Origin of the sequence: Paraburkholderia sp. MM5477-R1 (assembly GCF_050436385.1) — a bacterium.
Taxonomy (GTDB): Bacteria; Pseudomonadota; Gammaproteobacteria; order Burkholderiales; family Burkholderiaceae; genus Paraburkholderia; species Paraburkholderia tuberum.
In genome coordinates, this window is record NZ_JBNDMC010000006.1 from 17,842 (window position 1) to 39,934 (window position 22,093).

Here is a 22,093-nt window from a genome sequence, read left to right on the forward strand (position 1 = left end):
CGTTTGTTTACTGCCGTCGCGCGATTCGGCGCCTAGAATAACCAGACGCTTAAAAACGGGGTTGCTCCCAGGCACCCGACACAATGGAGACAAAGGCGCGTGGTCCATCGAGCCACCCGCCGCTCACCGCCATGACCCGTCCACAAGCACCTCAGACAACCCATCGCATCGCGCTGCTGTTCAACGCGAACAAGGTCTACGATCGCGAGATCATCACCGGCATCGGCAACTACCTGCTGTCGACGCGCGTCGCATGGGATCTCTTCCTCGAAGAAGACTTCCGCTGCCGGCTCGCGGGTATCCAGCGCTTCGACGGCGACGGCATCATCGCGGACTTCGACGATCCCGCCGTCGACGAAGCCCTGCGCGACTGTCCACTGCCGGTGGTCGCGGTCGGTTCGTCGTACGAGGATCCGACGCAGTACCCCCCGGATTTACCCTATATCGCGACCGACAACAGCAAGCTCGTGTCGCTCGCGTACACGCACCTGATCGGCGCGGGCCTCGAAAACTTCGCGCTGTACAGCCTGCCGCAGGCGCAGGAAAACCGTTGGGCGCAACAGCGCGAACTCGCCTTCGCGCATCTGCGCAGCGCCGACGGACGCAGCGCGGCGCAGATCGATAGCGAGATCTATCGCGGTCTGTCGACGAGCGCGCCGTCCTGGAACCAGGCCATCGAACAGCTGACCACCTGGCTGCGGCAACTGCCGAAGCCGGTCGGCATCATCGCGGTGACCGACGCGCGTGCGCGGCATTTGCTGCAGGCATGTCTGATCGCGGGCATTCCGGTGCCCGAGGAAGTCGCGATCATCGGCATCGACAACGATCCGCTCACGCGTACGCTGACGCGCATTCCGCTGTCGTCGGTGATCCAGGGCACCGAGGAAATGGGCCGTACCGCCGCGCACATCCTGCATCAGATGCTGCACGGCGCGCGCTTTCCGGGGCGCCGCATTCTGGTGCCGCCGGTCGGCATCAACGTGCTCGAATCGACGCGGCATCAGCCGCTCGCGAGTCCTTACGTGATGCGCGCCCGCCATTTCATTCGCCAGTACGCGTGCCAGGGCATCCGCACCGAGCAGGTGGCCGACTATGTGGGCGTGTCGCGTTCGTCGCTCGAAGAGTATTTCCGGCGCGAGCGTCAGTGCACCGTGCATCAGGAGATCCTGCGCCACAAGCTCGACGTCGCGAAGTCGCTGCTCGCGAAACGCGATGCGTCGAGCGCGGAAGTCGCAATCCGTTGCGGCTTCACGTCGCTGCAATACATGTACGCGGTATTTCGCCGCGAACTCGGCTGCACGCCGCGCGAATACCAGGAGCGCGTGGGCCCGAAGACCAAAACCGCTGGCTGAGCATGCTTTCTATTTTTTCTTCGCACTGACCACATGATCAGCATCGCACAACTCTCTTCCGAGCCGTGGGGCACGCTGCAGGGCGGCGATCGCGTACGGCTTTACACGTTGCGCAACGCGCACGGCATGAAAGTCGCCATCAGCGACCTCGGCGCGACGCTGGTTTCGTGGCACGCACCGGATCGCGCCGGACGTCTCGGCGATATTCTGCTCGGTCACGACACGCCCGCCGAATACGTGGCGGCCTCGACCTACATGGGCGGACTGATCGGCCGCTGGGCGAATCGCATTGCGGGCGCGCGCTTTTCGCTCGACGGCATCGAGTACACGCTCGATCGCAACGAAGGTCCGAATCTGCTGCACGGCGGCACGGTCGGTTTTCATCGGGCGTTGTGGGAGGTCGCCGAGGACGACGGCGCGTTGCTGATGCGGCTCGAGTCGCCCGAAGGCGATGCCGGTTTTCCGGGCAACGTGACGGTGCAAGTACGCTATTCGCTCGACGACGACGGCACGCTGACGATCGGCTACGAAGCGATCACCGACGCGCCGACGCCGCTCAATCTGACGAGCCATCCCTACTTCAACCTGACCGGGCGCGCGGGCACCGACATTCGCGGCCACGTGCTGTCGATCGACGCCGAGCGCTTTTTCGAAGTCGACGCGACGATGATTCCGTGCAAGCTCGCCGACGTCGCGGGCAACGCATTCGACTTCCGGCAGAGCGCGCCGATCGGCGGCCGGCTCGACTGGCCGCACGCGCAACTCGCGCGCGCCGGCGGCTTCGATCATTGCTACGTGCTGCGCGAGGCGCCGGCAAACGCGATGCAGAGCAACGACGGCCACGCGCCGCCGCTGCGCGAAGTCGCCTGGGCATACGATCCGGGCAGCGGACGCGAACTGACCGTCGCGACCGATCAGCGGGGCTTGCAGTTTTACACGGGCAACGCGTTGAACGGCAACCCGGGACGCGGCGGTGTCCGCTATCAACGGCACGCCGGCTTGTGCCTCGAGGCGGGCGGTTTCCCGAACGAGGTCAATATGACCGGGCACAACGAAGTGATCGTGCGACCCGGAGATACTTATCGGCAAATCACGAGTTATCGCGTCGATGTGCGCAAAGGTGTGTGACCAGATTTACGGCCGCTTTTGCGCTGTTTTACGAGAACCCGCGACGGCGAGATTACAGCTCGCCGACTACCCGTTCTTTGCAATACTGAATTAGTCGGCTAGTGGTTTTCCCCAAGTTCACCCCCCTCTAGACTGCGCTTATGGCACCGGTATCGCTGCGGTGCCGGATAGACAACTACGGAGGGAAACATCATGAAATCGCTTATCCAGGCAGTTGCGCTTACGGCCCTGATCGCTGCGCCGGTCGCGTCGTTCGCGCAATCGGAACAGCCGATCACGCGGGCCGAGGTCAAGGCACAGGTGCAGCAACTCGAACAGATTGGCTATAACCCGGCCATCGTGCTCGATGCCCAGTATCCCGCGGACATCCAGGCGGCCGAGGCACGCGTCTCCGCGATGAACGCGAAGGGCCAAGGCGACACGTCTGGCTATGGGTCGTCGATGGGCGGATCATCGCAAGCGGGCCATCATCCGATGTGGGTCAATCCGGACGGTCAGTGACGAGTCCCGAACGTATAGCGAATGTCCGTAGCGAGGAAAGATTCTCGAGTTAACGGCCCTTTCCCCTCTTTGCGGTTTTCGCCGTTTCGAACCGATATGAAGCGGGCGCATGTTTTCAAGGCATGCGCCCGCTCTTTACGTTTATGCGGCACTAACAACGTACCGCCAATTCTGACGCCGCGGCAGATTCACCCAGCCCGTGCCTGCGGGCATTCCGCCTGATACCAGATGTCCACCTGCCTCTGCGCGCGCTCGAGACTCGCCGGATAGTCAGGATCAAAGCGTCGTTCAGAATGGTAGCCCGCCTGCTGCAGCGCTGTCAGTTCGCTCATGCTCCGCTGGTGCGTGGCCGGTGCCTTGTTCCTGAGGTCGGTCAGATCGCGGCATTGCGTTGCACTCAGATGCGTTTGCGCGCCGCCATTCCCGCCGCCCGCGGCGCAGCCGACGAGCGTGAGCACCAACACGGCAGGGATCGACCGCATCCGGGTCGTGATGTTCATGTTGTGCCTCCTTTGGGGAAATGACCTCGTCGCGAATGCCGTCTTCCCACGCGGCCCTTCGCATCTCTGAACCGGCTTCTTCGCCTGTCGTCATTTTGAATTATTGGAAACGTCTGTGAAAGTCGCCACCCATTTCATCAACCACGGTTTCGATATGGACATAGACTTTCCCTTGGTGAATGCCGATTCGCCTGCGCAACAGTTGGCGCGGCGTTTTCCCCTCAACGAGGGAGCCGCTCCCTCACACCAAGGAGACATGCGATGCCCCGCACCGCCGCTGAAAAACGCGCCGCTTTCCGCGCGCTGCACTCGTCTGGCTGTTTCGTGCTGCCCAATCCGTGGGACGCGGGCAGCGCCCGTTATCTTCATACACTCGGCTTCAAGGCGCTCGCGACGACGAGTTCCGGTTTTGCGTGGTCGACCGGACATGCGGACAACACATTGCCGCGCGAAACGATCCTCGCGCACCTGCGCGCAATCGTCGACGCGACCGATCTGCCGGTCAACGCCGACTTCGAAAACGGCTTCGGCCGCGACCCGGAAGAAGTCGCCGAGAGCGTGACGCTCGCGGTGGAAACGGGCGTCGCGGGTCTGTCGATCGAGGACTCGACCGGCAACCCCGCCGCGCCGCTGTTTCCGGTCGACGTCGCCGTGCAGCGGCTCAGCGCGGCGCGACATGCGATCGATCAGAACGGCGGCGACACGCTGCTCGTCGGCCGCGCGGAGAATTTCTTCGCCGGCAAGCCCGATCTCGACGATGCCATTGCGCGTCTGAAGGCCTATGCGGCGGCGGGCGCCGACTGCCTGTATGCGCCCGGCATCCAGACGCGCGAGCAGATCGAAGCGGTGGTCGCGGCCGTCGCGCCGAAGCCCGTCAATCTGCTGATCGGCTCGACATCGACCCTGACGTTGCAGGACGTGGCCGCGCTCGGCGTGCGGCGGATCAGCGTCGGCGGCGGGCTCGCGCGCGCGGCGTGGGGTGGCTTCATGCACGCCGCTCAGGCGCTGGCCGATGGCCGCTTCGACTTCACCGGCGCGACGGCGGGCACCCAGCTCAATGAGCTTTTCAATCGCAGCGCGTAAAAAACGCCGCGCAAAGGACGCCTCATCAACTTGAGATCGCCACGCTGCGTCTCATCGGAAAAGCCATGACGTTTCCGATGAGAAAAAGCGCACGAACGCCTGAATCGGTGCACAAAGGCCCCGGCCACGCCAAATGTTATGATCGGAAACATTATTCGCCCGATCAAGCGCATACCCGACCAGCAGCAAGCCTCATGGACACCCACCTCACCAAATCCGCCGACACGTCCTCCACCGATCTCGGCCGGCGCGTGCGCGCCGCCCGTCAAGCGCAGGATCTGACGCTCGAAACCGCGAGCCGCCTGTGCGGTGTCTCGCGCTCGACGCTGTCGAAGGTCGAAAACGGCCTGATGTCCCCCACGTTCGACGTGCTGCAAAAAATCGTGCTGGGCCTGAAGATCGAAATTGGCGAACTGTTCGGCTCGACGCCGAAAGTCAGCGCGAGCGGCCGGCGCGCGCTGACGCGCAAGAACGAAGGCCAGCGCCACGCTTATCGCGGCTATCAGATGGAGTTGCTCGCCACCGACCTGGCCCACAAGGCGATGCTGCCGTTTCGCATCCGCATCTCGGCGCACACGCTCGATGCATTCGACGACTGGGGCCGCCACGAAGGCGAGGAGTTTCTCTACGTGATCAGCGGCAGCGTGTGCCTCTATTCGGAGCTGTACGCGCCGACACATCTGAACACGGGCGACAGCCTCTACTTCGACAGCCGCACGGGTCACGCGGCGGTGTCGACCAGCGAGGAAGACGCCGAAGTGTTGTGGATGGCGACCAATGCGGACCTTCCGCATACACCGCCTGCCGCGAACGAGTCAGCGAAGAAATAAAATAGCGCGCCCTGCACTCAGCGCGCACTCAGCGCGCCGCCAGCGCCCGTTGCGCGAGTTGCGCGATATGCAGTGCGTGTCGCCCTGTGCCGTGCTCGATCTGCTCGCGACAACTGAAGCCGTTGGTCAGCACGATCGTTTCCGCATTCGCCGCCATAGCGTCGCGCACGGCCTCAAACATGTCCTCGCCGATCTTTTCCGACAACGCGTGATGCTCGGTGTTGAAGCCGAACGATCCCGCCATCCCGCAGCAGCCGGTATCGAGCAGCTTCCATCTGACGCCGAGCTTGTTCAGCAACGCCGTGTCGCCCTGCATGCCGAATAGCGCCTTCTGATGACAATGGCCATGCACGATCACATCGGCCGCGAGCGTCGGCCACTCGAACGGCTGACGCGCGACGAATTCGGCAAACAGATATGTTTGCGCGGACAGCTTCTTCGCCAACGCATGATCGGGGAGTTGCTTCAGCAACTCGTCCTTGAACACCGATAGACAGCCAGGCTCCAGACCGACCAGCGGCACGCCGGCGGCGATGTCATCCGCGAGGTCGTCGACGATATGCGTGAGCAGCTCGCGCGCGCGTTCGAGCAGGCCGAAGTCGTACAGCGGACGCCCGCAACACAAACGTTTCTTCGGCAACACGACGTGCCAGCCGAGTTGCGTGAGCACCTCAGCGGCGGCCTGCGCGATCTCGGGCGTGAAGTGCTCGTTGAATGTATCGACCCACAGGATCACCTTCTTTGCGCCGCCGCCGAGCGCATGAATCGCGGATGCTTGCGACGACGCACTCCGTCGATAAGTTGCAGCGGCGAACCGCGGCAACGCACGCGTCTGCGCCACACCCGCGATCCATTTGCCGAGCGCGGACAAACCGGGCGCCGTCGTCAGAAAGTTCGTCACGCGCGGAAAACGCGCGGCCCACGGTGCCCATTCGCCGATTCGTCCCATGAACAGCGCCTGACGCGGCCGACGATTGTTCTCGTAGTAGTGAGAAAGGAACTCCGCCTTGTACGACGCCATGTCCGTATGCGTTGGGCAATCGAACTTGCAGCCCTTGCATGCGAGGCAGGTATCGAGCGCTTCTTTCACTTCGCGGCTGTTCCAGCCGTCGGCGATCACGTCGCCTTGCAGCATTTCCCAGAACAGATGCGCACGCCCGCGCGTCGAGTACTTTTCCTCGCGCGTGCCGCGATAGCTCGGACACATCGTGCCGCCTTCGAGCGAGCGGCATTTGCCCATGCCGATGCAGCGTTCGATCGCACGCTGAAAGCCGTCGCCTTCCTGGCTCGCGAACGCGAGCTTCGTATGCAGCGTCACCGGCTTGTACGCAGGGCCCATGCGCAGGTTTTCGTCGGCGCGGTATGCATGCACGACCTTGCCCGGATTCAGACGATTCGCCGGGTCCCAGATCGCCTTGAACTGCTCCATCGCCTGCATCAGCGCGGGGCCGTACATGATCGGCAGAAACTCGGCCTTCGCCTGGCCATCGCCGTGTTCGCCCGACAGCGAGCCGCCGAATTCGACCACCAGTTCCGCCGCTTCGCGCAAGAACCCGCGCCACCTCGCGATACCTTCCGCGCTGCGCAGATCGAAGGTGATGCGCGCGTGCACGCAGCCGTCGCCGAAATGGCCGTACAGGCTCGTCTCGTAGCCATGGCGATCGACGAGCGCCTGAAACGCGCGCAGATAATCGCCGAGCCGCAGCGGATCGACCGCCGCGTCTTCCCAGCCGACCACCGGATCGGGCTTGTCGCGATCCACTGACAACGCGACCGCCGACGCCCCCGTCTCGCGAATCGACCACACCTTCGCCTGCAAGGCGCGATCTTCGACGAGCATCGTCGAGACTTGCGGCCCGGCCGCGCCCGATTGGAAATACGCGGCGGCGTCGCGTGCCTGTTGCAGCACCTCGTCCTGCGTATCCGCGCCGAATTCGAGCACGACCCACGCATCGCCTTCGGGCAGCAGTGCGATCTCGTCCTTCTTCAGGCCGCGCGCCTGCAAGCCGCGAATGATCGCGCGGTCGAGTCCCTCGACTGCGATCGGCCCGCAGCGCATGAAATGCGGCACCGCGTCCGCCGCCGTATAGATGTCGGTAAAGCCGACCACGACGATCACGCGCCTGGCCGGACTCTTCACGAGCCTCACTTTCGCCTGCAACGTGACCGCGCACGTGCCTTCGCTGCCGACGAGCGCACGCGCGACGTTGAAGCCGTTTTCCGGCAGCAGTTGATCTAGATTGAAGCCCGACACGCGCCGCTTGATCTGCGGGAATTTCGCGCGAATCCGTTCGGCGTACGTGTCGCGCAGTTGCTTGAGCGCCGCGTAGATTTCGCCTTGTCGGCCACCCGCCGCGATGATGCGTTCGAGTTCTTCCCCGGAGGTCGGGCCGACCCAGAAACGCGCGCCGTCGAAGGTCGCGATTTCGAGCGCTTCGATGTTCTCGACGGTCTTACCGGCCATCACCGAATGCGCGCCGCACGAGTTGTTCGCGATCATGCCGCCGAGCGTGCAGCGGCTATGCGTGGCGGGATCGGGCGCGAACGTGAGGCCGTGCTGTTCGGCGGCATCGCGCAAGGAGTCGCACACGACGCCCGGCTCGACGACCGCGACGCCCGCAAGCGGATCGATCGAGACGACGCGGTTCAGATACTTGCTCGCATCGGCCACGACCGCGACGTTCACGCATTGGCCGTTCTGCGACGTGCCGCCACCGCGCGCGAGAAACGGCACGTCGTTGCGACGGCATGCGGCGAGCGTTGCGAGCAGATCGTCGATATCGGCCGGCACCACGACACCGAGCGGGACTTGCCGATAGTTCGACGCATCCGCTGCGTACAATGCTTTGGAACCCGGATCGAATCGCACCTCGCCGCGCACGTGCTGGCGCAGGTCGCTTTCGAGCGCCTGCAATAGCTCCGCGCTGGCCGAGAAAGGCGTGGCGACACGCGGTTCATGCAAAGGGCCCCGCTGCGCGCCAACCCGCCGCTCTTCATCCAATGACAATGACGTCCCCACTGCGCACCTCGTCTGCGATGCCGGCGCTCGCGCCGCCGTCAGCGCTCAGGCCGCCTGGCTCGCGGTCATCCGGAAGATGCCCTGTGCGTTGCCCGCGTCGAAACGCAGGTCCGTTTCCCAGCGGCGCGCGTCCTGATCGAAACTGCGCTTGCGCGTAATGAATTCGTAGAACGAGCCCGGCACGTCGCGCGTGACGACGCTGCCGTCGGCCGCGCGAAATTCACGCTGCACGACATCCGCACGATACGCGGTCTGGAACACGCGCCCGGAACGCGAATGCTCGACTTCGGGCTTCATCGGCCGACCCTTCGCCTTCTGTTCGTCCGACAGCTTGAAGACGTCCGCGACGCGATCGGTCGCGTGATTGAACGCGTTACCTTCGGTCGCGATCCACGCCATCTCCGCCGATTCCTTCAACAATACTTCGTAATCGGCTTCGCGTGGCATCTCGTGCTGACGCGCGAACGCACCGACGATCACCGGTAGCAACTCCTGCGCCGCATCGAGCGGCAGCACGCCATCGCGTTCGAGTTCCCACAAGAGGCCATGGGCGCGCGGCGTCAACGGATCGCGCGAGGCACCGATCACGTTCGTCACCGCCTGCTGGAACGCCGCGGAAAAACGCTCCGGGTGCAGTTCGCTGACGAAGAACTGCGCGATCTCGTCGGCGGCGTCGTCATGCGCCCACGCGCGGCCGGTCATGCCGAGACGATCGAGCGGGTAACGGCCGTTGATCCGAAAGCCGAGCGGCCGCAGGATGCGCGCGAACGCGGCCTCGCCGGGCGGCAGCGCGCCGCTGTGCGGCCAGCGCACGGTGCGCAGCGCGCCATGATCGAAGTACACACTGCCGCCGGCGGCGACGGTTTCCTCCGTATAGCGGCGGCCGTTTTCCGAGCGCGCGAGCAGATCGTCGAACAGCGCCATGTTCATCGCCTGTGCGAGTTCGGCGCGGGTGACGCTGCCACTTTCCCACTCGTTCAACACACGCGGATGATTCAGCGTCGCAAACAGGCGCGCGGCTTTCTGCGCGCCCAGCAGCTTCACCAGCAGTTGTTCGACGTTCGCATTCTTCAGATTTCGCATCCGGCTTCTCCACGCTATACGTTGAGCGCTGCACGAGCGCCTCATAACGGGCGAGATTATTCAAAATGCGCTGCGCCCCCGTAAAGCGAGATAAACTCGCCACTTGATGCGTTTTTGGAATTAACGTGCGAAAGTTCAAGATTCCCAACATGGGCGCGCTGCTAGCGTTCGAAGCCGCCGCGCGCCACCAGAGCTTCACGCATGCGGCGCGCGAACTGTTCCTCACCGAAAGCGCGGTGTCGCGACAGATCAATACGCTCGAAAGCAATCTCGGCGTGCGGCTGTTCGTGCGCGTCAAGCAACGCGTGGTGCTGACGCGCGCGGGCAAGGTCTACAGCGCGCAGGTGCGACGCTCGCTCGAACACCTCGATCGCGACACGCTGTCGATCATCGCGCACGGCAGCGGCGGCGGCTATCTGGAACTCGCGGTCTTGCCGACGTTCGCATCGCAATGGCTGATTCCGCGCATGGCCACATTCAATGAACAATACCCGGACGTGCGCGTGAACATGGGCGTGCGTACCGCGACGTTCCCGTTCGCCGACACGCATTTCGAAGCGGCGATTCACTACGGCAAGCCGACTTGGCCGGGTACGTCGGCCGATTTTCTGTTCTGCGAGGAAGTGGTGCCGATCTGCGCGGCGAGTCTGCTGAAGCGGCCGGTCCGCAACGTCGCCGAACTACTGAACTATCCGCTGCTGCATTCGACGACGCGACCCGACGGCTGGGCGAGCTGGTTCGCGAATCTCGGCATCGACGACAACCGCACGATGCAGGGCGTGCGCTACGAACTGCACACGATGCTGATCAGCGCTGCCGCAGCCGGACTCGGCATCGCGCTGGTGCCGCGCTTTTTCGTCGACACGCAGTTGCAGCAGTTCGGTCTCGTGATTCCGTTCGACACACCCGCGCTCGCCGAGGCCGCGTACTACCTTGTCTATCCGACCGAGTTGAGTCACGGCAAGCCGCTCGCGAGTTTCCGCGAGTGGCTGCTGCGCGAGGCCGCCGCATACGGCGCGATTTATCCGGAGTTGGTGGAGCGGCCCGAGGGGGTGTGAGGTGACGAAAGCCGCATGCGTGAGCGATCCAATCACGCATGCGACTACGCGCAGTGTTCAGCTGCCGGTGCGCGCCTGGGCCAATGCGGCGAGATTGCCTTCGCCGAAGCCATGATGTCCCTGGCGTTGCACGATCTCGAAGAAAATCTCGCCGGCGCGACGCCGCACGAAGGTCTGGAAAAACAGCAGCGGCACGCCGTCCGCGCCGATCTCGCCATCAACGAGCACATGCGTGCGCCGCAGTCGCTCGACATCGAGCCCGTGGCCCGGCAAACGTGCATCGAGCTGCTCGTAGTAGCGCGGCGGCGGCTCGACGAATTCGACGCCGTTCGCGAGCAGACGCTCGACGCACGCGAAGATGTCGTCGGTGGCGAGCGCGATGTGCTGCACGCCTTCGCCCGGATGATCGGGCAGATACTCGTGCATCAGGTTGGTCCGGCCCGTGCCTTCCTCGTACAGCGGCACGCGGATCGCGCCGCACGGCGACACCATCACGCGCGATTCCGCCGACACATGCCAGTTGGCGTGCAGCTCGTGGATCTCGCGGAAATTCAGCAGGTCGCGATAGAAGTCGATCCACTCCTGCATGCGGCCTTCGCCAACGGTTTGCGTCAGATGGTCGACCGCGATCAGGCCGCTGCCCGCGTGATTCAGATCGGCTGCGGCCGTGTCGATTTCGATGGGCCGGAAGTCGATGTCGAAGATCGAGATATCGCCGAGGCCGCCGCGCTGACCGCCTCGCCCGCGCCAACGATCGACGAAATAGATGTGCGAATCGCCGATGCCTTGAATGGCCGGAATCAGCAGTTCGCCGGCACCGAGGCGTTCGCCTTCGAACGCCCACGCGCCGAGTTCCACCGCGCGTTCGAACGCGCGCTGTGCGTCGGCGACGCGAATCCCGATCGCGCAGATGCCGACCCCGTATTCTTCCGCGTAGCGCGCTGCGAACGAATCGGGCTCCGCGTTGATCAGGAAATTCATCTCGCCCTGGCGATACAGCGTCACATCCTTGCTGATATGACGCGCGATCGCCTTGAAGCCGAGCCGCGTGAAAGTCTCGCCGAGCGCCTGCGGATCGCGCGCGGCGAACTCGACGAACTCGAGGCCGGCCGTGCCGAGCGGATTGTGCTGCGGCGCGAATACGGCGCGCTGCGCGGCCTCTGGAGTGGGCAAGTCGCTGGGCATGGCAATCTCCTTGTACGGTCTTTCGACGCGGGGGCCGGTCTTTCCGGGTTCGGCGCGAAGTGTTCCGGTCGTTCGCGAGGGGCTGCGTGGTGCGTGCTCGCTCGTGGCGCGCACGCGGCGTGCCGCAGGAACAACGGGCTGCGGCGGCTTTCGCACCGTGTTTTTACACCGGGTCGCGGGGCGTTCGCAACCGTCTGCCCCGCGCGACCTCGCGCACCGCCTCGATGAACGCGCGTCCCACCGTCGACGGCTGCGTATCCGAGCGACGAATCAGCCCCACCGGCTCGCCGGTGCCCGCAAACGGCAGCGGCAAGCGCACCAGCATGCCGTGCGCGAGTTCGTATTCGACCGCGCTTTGCGGCACGAACCACACCGCGCCGTTTTCGAGCGTCAGCGCGCGCCCCGTGGATACCGACAACACCTCGACGAACGCCGACAACGGCGGCACGCCCCACGCGCCGAGCAGGCTCTCGGCCGATTGGCGGATCAGCGTGCCGAACGGCGGCAGCACGATCGGAAATTCCTCCAGCGACGTGGCGGGCAAGGCCTTCCCTTGCGCCAGCGGATGCCCGGCGCGCACGACCGCGATCAGCGGCTCGGTAAACAGTTGCTCGAAACTCAGGCCGACCATCCGCTCCGGGTCCGCGAGGCGGCCGATCGCGAATTCGATCGACCCCGCTTTCAGGCGTTCGAGCAATTCCGGATTTGCGCCGGTCGCGAGGCGCACGATCACGCGCGGCCACTGCGTCGCGAACTGTCTCAGCACGGGCGGTACCAGCACCGCGGCGACAGTGGGCAGCACACCGACTTCGAGCGTCGCGGCGGCCGCGCCCTCGGCCCGCGCAAGCAGATCGACGCCCTGGCGCAGCGCGCTCACGCAGGCGCTCGCGTGCGGCATGAAAAGCTGCCCCTCGCGCGTCGGCACTGCGCCGTGACGGCCGCGCTCGAACAGCTTCACGCCGAGAATGGTCTCCAGCTCGGCGACCGTCTTCGATACCGCCGGCTGCGTGATGGACAAACTGTCCGCCGCCCGCTGGACGCTGCCGAACTGCGCGACGGCCAGAAAGCACTGGAGATGACGGAATTTGACGCGGCTATCCGCGAGACTGCGTTGCATAACGGAAGGTTATACGAAACGGGCAAAAACGTCATTTTTCATAACCGCACGTTTTGTATAAAGTGCGAGTCATAACGTCGCATCCCCGATTCCTCCAACGGAGACACCTCATGGAAGATTCAATTCTCTCGCCGCGAGATTTCGCGTCCCATCCCGAGTACATCTATCCGCCGTACGGTTCGTCGGTCAAACGCGGTCCGTCGCGTCCGCTGATTCCGCTGAAGGAACGGCTGCGCGACCAGCGCGTACCGGTCTACGGCACCGACGACCTCGACCCGCTCGACAGCGACCTGACCCGCAACGCGGTGCGCAATGGCGAACCGCTCGGCGAGCGCATCATCGTGACGGGCCGTGTGCTCGACGAAGGCGGCCGCCCGGTGCGCAACACGCTGGTGGAAGTCTGGCAAGCGAACGCCGCCGGCCGCTATGTGCACAAGGCCGACCAGCACGACGCGCCGCTCGACCCGAACTTCCTCGGCGCGGGCCGCTGCATCACCGACAACGAAGGCCGTTACCGCTTCATGACCATCAAGCCGGGCGCGTATCCGTGGGGCAACCATCCGAACGCCTGGCGTCCGCAGCACATCCATTTCTCGCTGTTCGGCGACCACTTCGGCTCGCGTCTCGTCACGCAGATGTACTTTCCCGGCGATCCGCTGCTCGCATTCGACCCGATCTACCAGGGCACGCCCGAGCACGCCCGTGAGCGCATGGTCTCGAAGTTCTCGCTCGACACCACGCAAGAGGCCTACGCGCTCGGCTACGATTTCGACATCGTGCTGCGCGGCCCGAACGAAACCCCGATGGAGCGCTAAGCCATGACGACTCTCAAGCAAACGCCTTCGCAAACCGTTGGTCCGTACTTCGCCTACGGTCTTTGCCCGCAGCAATACGATTTCGACTTCAAGAGCCTGTTCACGAACGTTCTGGCCGACATGGAAGCGGCCGGCGAGCACATCACGATCGTCGGTCAGGTGTTCGACGGCGACGGCAAGGTGATCGGCGACGCGATGATCGAGATGTCGCAAGTCGACTCGAACGGCCACTATCCGGAATCGCGCGAAGAAATTTTGAAGACCGGCTTTCACGGCTTTGCGCGCGTCGGTACGGGCACGGATCCGCACAAGCGCTTCATCGTCGAGACGGTGAAGCCGGGCCGCGCGAATCCCGACGAAGCGCCGCACATCAACGTAATCCTGACGATGCGCGGCATGCTGCTGCACACGTTCACGCGCATCTATTTCGAGGACGAAGCGCAGGCGAACGAGCAGGACACCGTGCTGGCGTCGGTGCCGGCCGAGCGCCGTAATACGCTGATCGCGCGCCGCGTTGCCGGTACGGCCAACCTGTATCGCTTCGACATCCACATGCAGGGCGATCAGGAAACCGTGTTTTTCGACCTGTGAGGCGCGATTCGTCGCGAGACTCCGAGCAGTAAAGATCAAGCCCGCCTTGCGCGGGCTTTTTTTCGCGCGGGCGTTTCGCGGTGCGCCTGCGCGCGCTCAGCAGCGGAAATGATCGATGCTTTGTCCGGCGTGAATCGCGCGCGCGAGCCACGCCGGTTTATCGCCGCGACCGTCCCACGTGTTACCGAACGCGTCGCGATACAGCACCGCGGCCACGGCGTTCGCATCGGCTTCGAGCGATTCGGCCAGCGCTTCGAATGTGATGCCGTGGTCGTCCATGCGTCGGCGGATCCACGCGATCATGCGCTCGCGCAGGTTCTCGTCGCGTTCGAACAGTCGTTGTTGTTGTTTCATAACGTATTGGTGTCGCAGCTCTTGCTGGCATTAGACAAACGGGCAACTCGCATAACAACGCGAGGCTCGTCGTGCGTAATTCAATTTGAATGGAAGCAATTCGACGAATTCACGCGATCCATGCAAATGCGTGAAAACCCGCATTTGCAAGAGATGCCTGTCAGATCCTGAATTAAAGCGCCTGAAGTAAAGCGCCTGAGTTGAAGCGCTGGGATCAGGCGAATCGGCTACTCGAAAAATCGGCGTGGCTCGAATTGCGCCCGTGTTTCGCGTCGTGCGTCGCCTCGTCGTGACGAGGGAGCTTCCGCGTATGGAGAGTCATTCTAGCATTCGATGTATTTTGGCCGCAGCAAAGAACTTTTTCTAATTGCACTGATTGCGCGACTTCCGAGTTTTCGGTATTCGTGGCTTCCGCCGCGCGATTGGCGGACAATGCGAGACTCCGTATTCGCCAGAACATCTGGCGTCGGCCCGACATCAGGAGACACGACCATGCCCGCCTCGACCGCCATCCTCACGATCCTCGCCGCGCTGCTATTGGGCGCGATGAGTCCGGGGCCCAGCTTCGTCATCGTCGCACGCAATGCGATCGGTCTGTCGCGCGGCGACGGTCTCGCGACAGCGCTCGGCATGGGTATCGGCGGTGTGTTTTTTAGCGGCATCGCGCTGCTCGGGCTCTACACGCTGCTCGCGACGGTCGAATGGCTCTACGTCGGGCTGAAAGTGGCCGGCGGCGTCTACCTGGTCTATCTGGCGTCGAAAATCTGGCGCGGCGCCGCGAAGCCGCTCGCGTTCAGCGAAACGCGAACCGGCAGCGGCGGCAATCCGCGCAAGTCGTTCTGGATCGGCTTGAGCACGCAGCTCAGCAATCCGAAAACGGCTGTCTATTACGGCAGTATCTTCGCTGCGCTGCTGCCGCAGCATCCGCCGGTGTGGTGCTATTTCGCGCTGCCGCCGGCGATCTTCGCGATCGAGGCGGGCTGGTACACGATCGTCGCACTGTGCTTTTCGAGCCAACGGCCGCGCGAAATCTATCTGCGCTGGAAGGCGTGGATCGATCGCATCGCCGCGAGCGCGGTGACCGCGCTGGGCCTGCGGCTGATTTTTAACGCGCACAAGGTGGGAATTTGACGGCAACCCGAAGCGGCGCGCACCGTCGTGACTCGATGCGCGCCACTCGCGCCGCCCTGAATCAGCGGTGATCGCGGTGCGTTACCCTTTCCCCTCCGCCTTGATCCGCGCGCGCAACTCGAACTTCTGGATCTTCCCCGTCGACGTCTTGGGCAACTCGCCAAAGCGCACCGCCTTCGGCAACTTGTAGCCGGCCAGAAACAGCCGGCAGTGCGCGATGATTTCCTCCTCGGTCACCTGCGCGCCTTCCTTCAACTCGATGAACGCGCACGGCACCTCGCCCCACTTCGGATCGGCCATCGCGACCACCGCCGCCACCGACACCGCGGGATGCCGGTACAGCGTGTCCTCGACCTCGATGCTCGAAATGTTCTCACCGCCCGAAATGATGATGTCCTTGCTGCGGTCGCGGATGCGGATATAGCCGTCGGCCGTGCGCACGCCGAGATCGCCGGTATGGAACCAGCCGCCTTCGAAAGCCGCTTCGGTCGCGCGCTCGTTCTTCAGATAGCCCTTCATGCAGATGTTGCCGCGAAACATGATCTCGCCGATCGTTTCGCCGTCGTCCGGCACCGGCGCGAGCGTGTCCGCATCGAGCACCGCGACCGCCGCCTGCAGGTGATAACGCACGCCCTGGCGCGCGGTCAGGTCGGCGCGGATTTGATCGTCGAGCGCGTCCCATTCGTCCTGCTTCGCGCAGACGGCCGCCGGCCCGTAGGTTTCGGTGAGCCCGTACACGTGCGTCAGATCGAAGCCGATCTGCTTCATCTTCGCGATCACCGCGGGCGGTGGCGCGGCGCCCGCGACCATCGTCGACACGCGATGCGTGATGCCCCCGCGCCATTCGGCCGGCGCATTCACGAGCGAACTCTGTACGATCGGCGCTCCGCAGTAATGCGTGATGTGTTCGCGGCGAATCAACTCGAACACGATCTTCGCGTCGAACTTGCGCAGACAGACGTTGACGCCCGCGCGGGCGGCCACCGTCCACGGAAAGCACCAGCCGTTGCAGTGGAACAGCGGCAGCGTCCACAGATAGACCGCGTGCTTCGGCATGTCCCATTCGAGGATGTTGCTCAGCGCGTTCAGATATGCGCCACGGTGATGGTAGACGACGCCCTTCGGGTCACCGGTCGTGCCCGATGTGTAGTTCAGCGCGATCGCGTCCCATTCGTCGGCGGGCGGAGTCCACTCGAAGGAAGGGTCGCCGGTTTGCAGGAACTGCTCGTAGTCTGTCGCGCGAATGAACTGCGCGGCGTCGGCGGGCTGCGCGTCGGCCACGCTGATCACGCGGAGCTCCGGGAATTCTAGCGCCGCGCGATGCGCGAACTCGCCGTATTCGGTGTCGACGATCAGCGCCTTCGCCTCACCGTGGCGCAGCATGAACAGCAGCGTCGCGACGTCGAGCCGCGTGTTCAGTGTATTCAACACGGCGCCGGCCATCGGCACGCCGAAGTGCGCCTCGACCATCGGCGGGATGTTCGGCAGCAGCGCGGCGACCGTGTCGCCGCGGCCGATGCCGGCCTCGTGCAGCGCGCTCGCGAGCCGCCGCGCACGCTCATAGGTCTCGCGCCAGTTGCGGCGGATCTCCCCATGGACGATCGCGAGCCGCTCGCCATACACTTGCGCTGCGCGCACGAGGAAATCGATCGGCGTCAACGGGACATAATTGGCCTCGCGCCGCCCGAGGCCTTCGTCGAACATGTGCTGTGTCATTGCTTCGTCTCCTGAGGCGCGAGCCGCGCCGCCGATTGTTGACCGTGTTCTATGAATGAACCAAGGTCTAGCCTAGCAATTGTCGTCATGAACTGTCTGTCATTCAAATGACAGAGTGGCGCGACTGACGCCCCGCCTTGACCTGGCTCAGCCGGCACCGCTCCCAAACCGCTTATCGCCGATGACCGACGCTCCGCTAACTGACCGCGCCGACAACCGGCCGCCCCAACGTGTCGCGCCCGCCGACCTCGCGCGACTGTTCGTCGCGTGCGCGTGGTTTCGCGCGCTCGCCGCCGATCATCAGGCGATGGTGCTCGCCAGCGCACACGCCGAGCACTTTGAAGGCGGTGCGTGGATCGCCCGCCGCCAGCAACCGTCCGACTATTGGATCGGCGTGCACTCGGGGCTCGTCAAGCTCGCTATCTACAACGCCTCGGGCCGCAGCTGCACGCTGTCGGGCGTGCCGCCGGGCGGCTGGTTCGGCGAAGGCAGCGTGATCAAGCGCGAATTGCGCAAATACGACGTGGCCGCGATCCAGCCGTCGCTCGTAATGTTCGTGCCGTCCGCGACCTTCCATGCGTTGCTCGAATCGAGTCTGCCGTTCACGGGCTTCGTGATCCGGCAATTGAACAACCGGATGGGGGAATTCATCGCGTCGATCCAGAACACCCGGCTGCTCGACGTGGACGCACGCGTCGCGCAATCGCTCGCGCAGCTGTTCAATCCGGATCTGTATCCGGACACGGGTCGCACACTGGCGATTTCACAGGAAGAAGTCGGTCTGCTCGCGGGAGTGTCGCGGCAGCGCATCAATCAGGCGCTGCAGAACCTCGAGAAGCTGCGGATTTTGCGACTGTCGTATAACCGGATCGAGGTGCTCGATCTCGAGCGGCTGGCCGCGTACGGGCGGGAACAGATCTAGCGACGCGACTGGCGCTCGCTACCCGGCGCGCACGCCGCCCTTGCGCGTCGCGCGCGTTTCGAGAGCGTCGTCGGTCTTGAACAGCGCGAGCATGATCGCGCTCAACACGCCCGTTTTTTTCCAGCGCAGATAGTAGCGATGCGCGGTCTGGTACGGGACGTAGTGCTCGGGCATTGCGCTCCACGGCGCGCGCGCGTGCAGCACCCACATCACGCTATTGAGCACGTGGCGAATTTCGATCGGCGGACGACCACGGCGCGGGCCGTCATCATAATTGTCAAACATGGCAATAGGTCATCGCGCGAGAGCGGCGACGGCGCGGCACGGACGGTGATCTATCATCGGCGCGCCCGGCGGCGGCGCCGTTGCCGTGACGTCCGAACAAGCTTCGGCACAAAGCGCGATCACCAACAGCCGCTAGGGTCTGCGCGGCTCGGAAGACCTCGGCGGCGGTCTCAAGGCGATCTTCGATCTGGAAAGCGGCATCAACCTGCAGGACGGCTCGGCCTCGGATAGCCGGCGCATTTTCAACCGCAACGCGTATGTCGGCGTCAGCAGTCCGTACGGCACGCTGACGCTCGGTCGCCAGAAGACGCCGCTGTTCGACCTGCTCGGCGACACCTACGACCCGCTCACGGTCGGCAACTACAACGAGAACTCGTGGCTGCCTGGCGCGCTCGGCGCGGGGCTTTACGCCGATAACGCGATCAGCTACACGGGCACGTTCAAAGGCCTGACGGTGGCCGCGATGTACTCATTCGGCACGAACTCGGAATCGACCGGCGACGGCGGCTTCTCGGGCCAGGTGCCAGGCCATCTCGGCGCGGGCAACATGTACGGCTTCACGCTGTCGTACGTGGCGGGTCCGCTGTCGGACATGTCGAACGCGGCGATCGGCGCTGGTCAGCTCGGCAGTGGCTATCGCTACACGTTCGTCGCACTGGCCGAGTACGCGCTGTCGAAGCGCACCGAGGTGTACGGCACCGTCGATTTCGACAAGGTGTCGGGCGCGGCGTCGGTCGAACTGCCGGGCCGCGACAACCAGACCGGCGTTGCGCTCGGTTTGCGGACAATTTTCTGAATCGTTTCACGTCGTCATGGCAGAACGGGCGTCCCCAGGGACGCCCGTTTTTTTCGCCTCGCATACGGAAACCGGCTCACCGGTCTGCCGCGCGCATAAAAAAAGGTGCCGCGAACGGCACCTTTCTGTACTACAGGCAGCTTCTGCTGAAGCTTAGAAGCGGTGACGCAGACCGACCGTAGCAGCCGTCTGGTTCTTCGACGACGAGGTCGGAACCGTGTTGTCGCCGCTGTAGATCGAAGCCACGCCGCCGTCACCCATTGCGTGCTGGTACACAGCCTGAGCGTAGACGTCGGTGCGACGCGACAGCGAGTAGTCAGCCTGCAGGCCGATCTGGTGGTAACGGGTCTTCATGTCGTTACCGTCGGCGTTGATGCCGTAGCCGCGCGCGTCGGTGAACGTGTACGCGACGCCGAGAGCCATAGCCGGGGTCACGTTGTACTTGCCGTTGATTTCGTAGTTGTTGGTGTGGCCTTGACGCTGACCAGGAGCTGCACCAACCAGGTTGTCGACGCGCGATTGCGTCCATGCCACGCCAACCAGCGCCGGGCCGAAGCCGTACGAAGCGCCTGCGCCGAACTGACGCTGACGGAAGTCGCCTTGCAGCACGCCCGCGGTGTTCGCCAGAACGCCGTCCGATGCGCCGCTTGCGTTAGCAGCCGGGTTGTTTTGCTGAGCGTAGGCAGCACCGAGGTGCAGGCCTTGCCACTGGTATGCGGCGCCCAAGCTGTACTGACGGTTGTTTGCGAAGCCACCAGCCTGGTTCGAGAAGCCGTACGTGCCGCCGAACGTGAAGCCAGCGTAGTTAGCGCTCGAGTACTTGACCGAGTTGTTGACCGACAGACCACCGTTGGTGTTCAGGTTGTCGTTGTTGAACGGGTGCGCGAAGTACGTGCCGCCCCAGCTGCCCGTTGCGGTCAGCGGTGCGAGGTAGTCCTGCGCTGCGTCGTACTGGCGACCCAGCGTGACCGTACCGAATTGCGAGCTCGACAGACCGACGAAGGCCTGACGGTTGAACATGCCGTTGTTGTTAGCGTACTTGCCGTTGTTGATGTTGAAGCCGCTTTCCAACGTGAAGATTGCCTTCAGACCGCCGCCCAGATCTTCCGAACCACGCAGGCCGAACATGCTCTGGTTGATGCCGCCGCTACCTGCTGCCCACTTGGAGTTGTGGGCAACGTTGCTGGTGTACGTCAGACCTGCGTCGAGCAGACCGTACAGGGTCACGCTGCTTTGTGCGTGAGCGACCGAAGCGAACGATGCGGCAGCCGCAACGACGATGAGACTCTTTTTCATGGGAACTCCAATTCGAAAAATTTATACGGGGAGCAGGACCTGCTTCAGCAGCCGATGCATCGCATTTGCCGCCGCCCGCTTGGCCGAACCGTGGGGATCGACCGGGCACCCTTGAAGCGAAGCGTGAGTGTAGGGGGACACCCTGGTACCGACGCAGGCAATTCACGCAACAGGATTTTTCGAAATTCGCAACAATGTTGCAGCCGATGGGGATAACTTCTTGTTTTTCCACCGTTTATTGCAAGATCAAGGTGCCGGATCGCCAGCTCCACCCAAAACGAATTTGCAACGCGTCAATATTCTAAGTTGCGCGTTTGCAACAGTGCTTTAATACGCGTGACGTAATCGGGTCGGAGCAAATTGACGAAAAGACCGGCCGATATTTTTTGTAATCAAATGGTTGAAGTGACGGTTTTCCGCGTCGTTTGAGATTTATTTTTGGAGCGCCGGAACTTAATAGAGTTAAATGCAGTCTTCCTCGCGTAACCGCCAATTAATGGTTTCCGGCGGGGCGATTAACTCGTCGAATCACCAAGACGGCTTATTCACCTAATCTTTATTGACCGAGGCAGGCAATCGCTGCCGCCCCCGGGCGGCGCAACGGTCCGAGCCCACCGCGTCGAATCAGTATTCACTATTGAGACACCGCCATTGCGGCGGTCTTCTGATTTATCGCCTTAGCGAGCACCCTCTGTCACGTCTCTATAAGATGCGCGTGCGATTCGAAAAAGCCTTCAGCACGGACGTTGCCCGGAGGTGAATTGCGACGCCGGCCGCCGCGTGACAAGACCCGCGCTGAAAGCGGACGGCATGCATCAACAAGCCTTCCGCATTCAACTAACGGCGGGGTTGCGCCCGCTTTTACACGGAGTTTCCCTGATTACGCGTGATCACCGCTTATGGCTGGCGCGGAGCGCGCTTAAGCGCCTCCTCGTCCGCGGGCGAGGAGCCTGGCGCGAGCGGGTCGGTGTCGGGCGGTGTGTGGGGCAACGGACGCCGCTCGCCGGGGTTGAGGCCGGCACTGGGTCGCCCAGCTGAGGCAGCCGAAGGCCGCCCAAAAAACAAAAAAGGGTTCCGGAATTCGGAACCCTTTTTTCGATACTTTGGTGGGCCGGGTGGGGTTCGAACCCACGATGTCCTTTCGGAGGTGGATTATGAGTCCACTGCCTGCAACCAACACGGCGTCCAGCCCCAAGAAAAAAGACCCGGTCGTGAAGGCCGGGCCCGTTTCGTCGATTGGCCGACATACTACACGAAAAAGGAGCCTCCGCAACCGCTTCGCTTCGGCGAAACGACCGGGAGGCCCCTTTGATCGCATCATTTGCGGCCAA

General features: G+C 63.6%; 19 protein-coding genes, 1 tRNA gene and 1 pseudogene. 11 read left to right on the forward strand and 10 right to left on the reverse strand.

Features of this window, described 5'->3' with window-relative positions:
- Positions 1–131 precede the first annotated feature (131 nt).
- From OKW35_RS18405 to OKW35_RS18415, 3 genes are all read left to right on the forward strand, one after another.
- Positions 132–1,352 carry a XylR family transcriptional regulator gene (locus OKW35_RS18405; RefSeq protein WP_090808461.1) on the forward strand — a complete coding sequence of 407 codons (1,221 nt, stop codon included), beginning with the start codon at positions 132–134 and terminating at the stop codon, positions 1,350–1,352.
- A gap of 33 nt (positions 1,353–1,385) precedes the next feature.
- A complete protein-coding gene (locus tag OKW35_RS18410) occupies positions 1,386–2,480 on the forward strand; it encodes an aldose epimerase family protein (RefSeq protein ID WP_429552816.1) in 1,095 nt (364 codons plus the stop codon).
- 192 nt (positions 2,481–2,672) lie between these two features.
- Positions 2,673–2,981, forward strand: a complete 309-nt coding sequence (locus tag OKW35_RS18415; protein WP_018424216.1) for a DUF4148 domain-containing protein — start codon at positions 2,673–2,675, stop codon at positions 2,979–2,981.
- A gap of 188 nt (positions 2,982–3,169) precedes the next feature.
- Here the strand turns inward: OKW35_RS18415 and OKW35_RS18420 are convergent, their stop codons facing one another.
- A complete protein-coding gene (locus tag OKW35_RS18420; protein ID WP_429552817.1) occupies positions 3,170–3,481 on the reverse strand; it encodes a hypothetical protein in 312 nt (103 codons plus the stop codon).
- A gap of 261 nt (positions 3,482–3,742) precedes the next feature.
- Between OKW35_RS18420 and OKW35_RS18425 the strand changes: the two genes are divergently transcribed.
- Both OKW35_RS18425 and OKW35_RS18430 read left to right on the forward strand, forming a co-directional pair.
- Complete coding sequence (locus tag OKW35_RS18425) at positions 3,743–4,564, forward strand: isocitrate lyase/PEP mutase family protein (protein WP_429552818.1); 822 nt, start codon at positions 3,743–3,745, stop codon at positions 4,562–4,564.
- A 194-nt stretch (positions 4,565–4,758) separates the two neighbouring features.
- Positions 4,759–5,394 carry a helix-turn-helix domain-containing protein gene (locus OKW35_RS18430; protein WP_090808454.1) on the forward strand — a complete coding sequence of 212 codons (636 nt, stop codon included), beginning with the start codon at positions 4,759–4,761 and terminating at the stop codon, positions 5,392–5,394.
- A gap of 28 nt (positions 5,395–5,422) precedes the next feature.
- Here the strand turns inward: OKW35_RS18430 and OKW35_RS18435 are convergent, their stop codons facing one another.
- Entirely contained in the window at positions 5,423–8,395 is a 2,973-nt protein-coding gene (locus OKW35_RS18435; protein WP_429553805.1) for an FAD-binding and (Fe-S)-binding domain-containing protein, read from the reverse strand.
- A 63-nt stretch (positions 8,396–8,458) separates the two neighbouring features.
- The gene (locus tag OKW35_RS18440) at positions 8,459–9,496 is read right to left on the reverse strand and encodes a DUF1338 domain-containing protein (RefSeq protein ID WP_429552819.1); all 1,038 of its coding nucleotides are present in this window, start codon (positions 9,494–9,496) and stop codon (positions 8,459–8,461) included.
- A gap of 125 nt (positions 9,497–9,621) precedes the next feature.
- Between OKW35_RS18440 and OKW35_RS18445 the strand changes: the two genes are divergently transcribed.
- Positions 9,622–10,554: a LysR substrate-binding domain-containing protein gene (locus OKW35_RS18445; protein WP_429552820.1), complete on the forward strand. Its 933-nt coding sequence runs from the start codon at positions 9,622–9,624 to the stop codon at positions 10,552–10,554.
- A 57-nt stretch (positions 10,555–10,611) separates the two neighbouring features.
- Here OKW35_RS18445 and OKW35_RS18450 read toward each other — a convergent pair whose 3' ends face one another.
- Complete coding sequence (locus OKW35_RS18450) at positions 10,612–11,739, reverse strand: 4-hydroxyphenylpyruvate dioxygenase family protein (protein WP_429552821.1); 1,128 nt, start codon at positions 11,737–11,739, stop codon at positions 10,612–10,614.
- A gap of 163 nt (positions 11,740–11,902) precedes the next feature.
- Entirely contained in the window at positions 11,903–12,856 is a 954-nt protein-coding gene (gene pcaQ, locus OKW35_RS18455) for a pca operon transcription factor PcaQ (protein WP_090808443.1), read from the reverse strand.
- A 110-nt stretch (positions 12,857–12,966) separates the two neighbouring features.
- Here pcaQ and pcaH point away from each other — a divergent pair, with 110 nt between their 5' ends.
- Both pcaH and pcaG read left to right on the forward strand, forming a co-directional pair.
- Positions 12,967–13,671 (forward strand): protocatechuate 3,4-dioxygenase subunit beta, encoded by a 705-nt coding sequence (gene pcaH, locus OKW35_RS18460; RefSeq protein WP_090808441.1) that lies wholly within the window; start codon positions 12,967–12,969, stop codon positions 13,669–13,671.
- Between the two features lie 3 nt (positions 13,672–13,674).
- Positions 13,675–14,262: a protocatechuate 3,4-dioxygenase subunit alpha gene (gene pcaG / locus OKW35_RS18465; RefSeq protein WP_429552822.1), complete on the forward strand. Its 588-nt coding sequence runs from the start codon at positions 13,675–13,677 to the stop codon at positions 14,260–14,262.
- 96 nt (positions 14,263–14,358) lie between these two features.
- Here the strand turns inward: pcaG and OKW35_RS18470 are convergent, their stop codons facing one another.
- Positions 14,359–14,616, reverse strand: coding sequence for an H-NS family nucleoid-associated regulatory protein (locus OKW35_RS18470; protein ID WP_184036253.1), 258 nt, complete (start codon positions 14,614–14,616; stop codon positions 14,359–14,361).
- 492 nt (positions 14,617–15,108) lie between these two features.
- On the opposite strand from OKW35_RS18470, the gene OKW35_RS18475 reads away from it, so the two are divergent.
- Positions 15,109–15,747, forward strand: a complete 639-nt coding sequence (locus tag OKW35_RS18475; protein WP_184054817.1) for a LysE family translocator — start codon at positions 15,109–15,111, stop codon at positions 15,745–15,747.
- An 81-nt stretch (positions 15,748–15,828) separates the two neighbouring features.
- On the opposite strand, the gene OKW35_RS18480 is transcribed toward OKW35_RS18475, so the two are convergent.
- A complete protein-coding gene (locus OKW35_RS18480; protein WP_429552823.1) occupies positions 15,829–17,463 on the reverse strand; it encodes an acyl-CoA synthetase in 1,635 nt (544 codons plus the stop codon).
- A gap of 181 nt (positions 17,464–17,644) precedes the next feature.
- Between OKW35_RS18480 and OKW35_RS18485 the strand changes: the two genes are divergently transcribed.
- Positions 17,645–18,385, forward strand: coding sequence for a Crp/Fnr family transcriptional regulator (locus OKW35_RS18485; RefSeq protein WP_429552824.1), 741 nt, complete (start codon positions 17,645–17,647; stop codon positions 18,383–18,385).
- 18 nt (positions 18,386–18,403) lie between these two features.
- Here OKW35_RS18485 and OKW35_RS18490 read toward each other — a convergent pair whose 3' ends face one another.
- Positions 18,404–18,670, reverse strand: a complete 267-nt coding sequence (locus tag OKW35_RS18490) for a transposase (protein WP_429352632.1) — start codon at positions 18,668–18,670, stop codon at positions 18,404–18,406.
- A 55-nt stretch (positions 18,671–18,725) separates the two neighbouring features.
- On the opposite strand from OKW35_RS18490, the pseudogene OKW35_RS18495 reads away from it, so the two are divergent.
- Positions 18,726–19,466, forward strand: a pseudogene (locus OKW35_RS18495) (porin).
- A 153-nt stretch (positions 19,467–19,619) separates the two neighbouring features.
- Here the strand turns inward: OKW35_RS18495 and OKW35_RS18500 are convergent.
- Positions 19,620–20,762, reverse strand: coding sequence for a porin (locus OKW35_RS18500; protein WP_184057449.1), 1,143 nt, complete (start codon positions 20,760–20,762; stop codon positions 19,620–19,622).
- A gap of 1,104 nt (positions 20,763–21,866) precedes the next feature.
- Positions 21,867–21,954, reverse strand: a tRNA-Ile gene (locus OKW35_RS18505).
- Between the last annotated feature and the right edge of the window lie 139 nt (positions 21,955–22,093).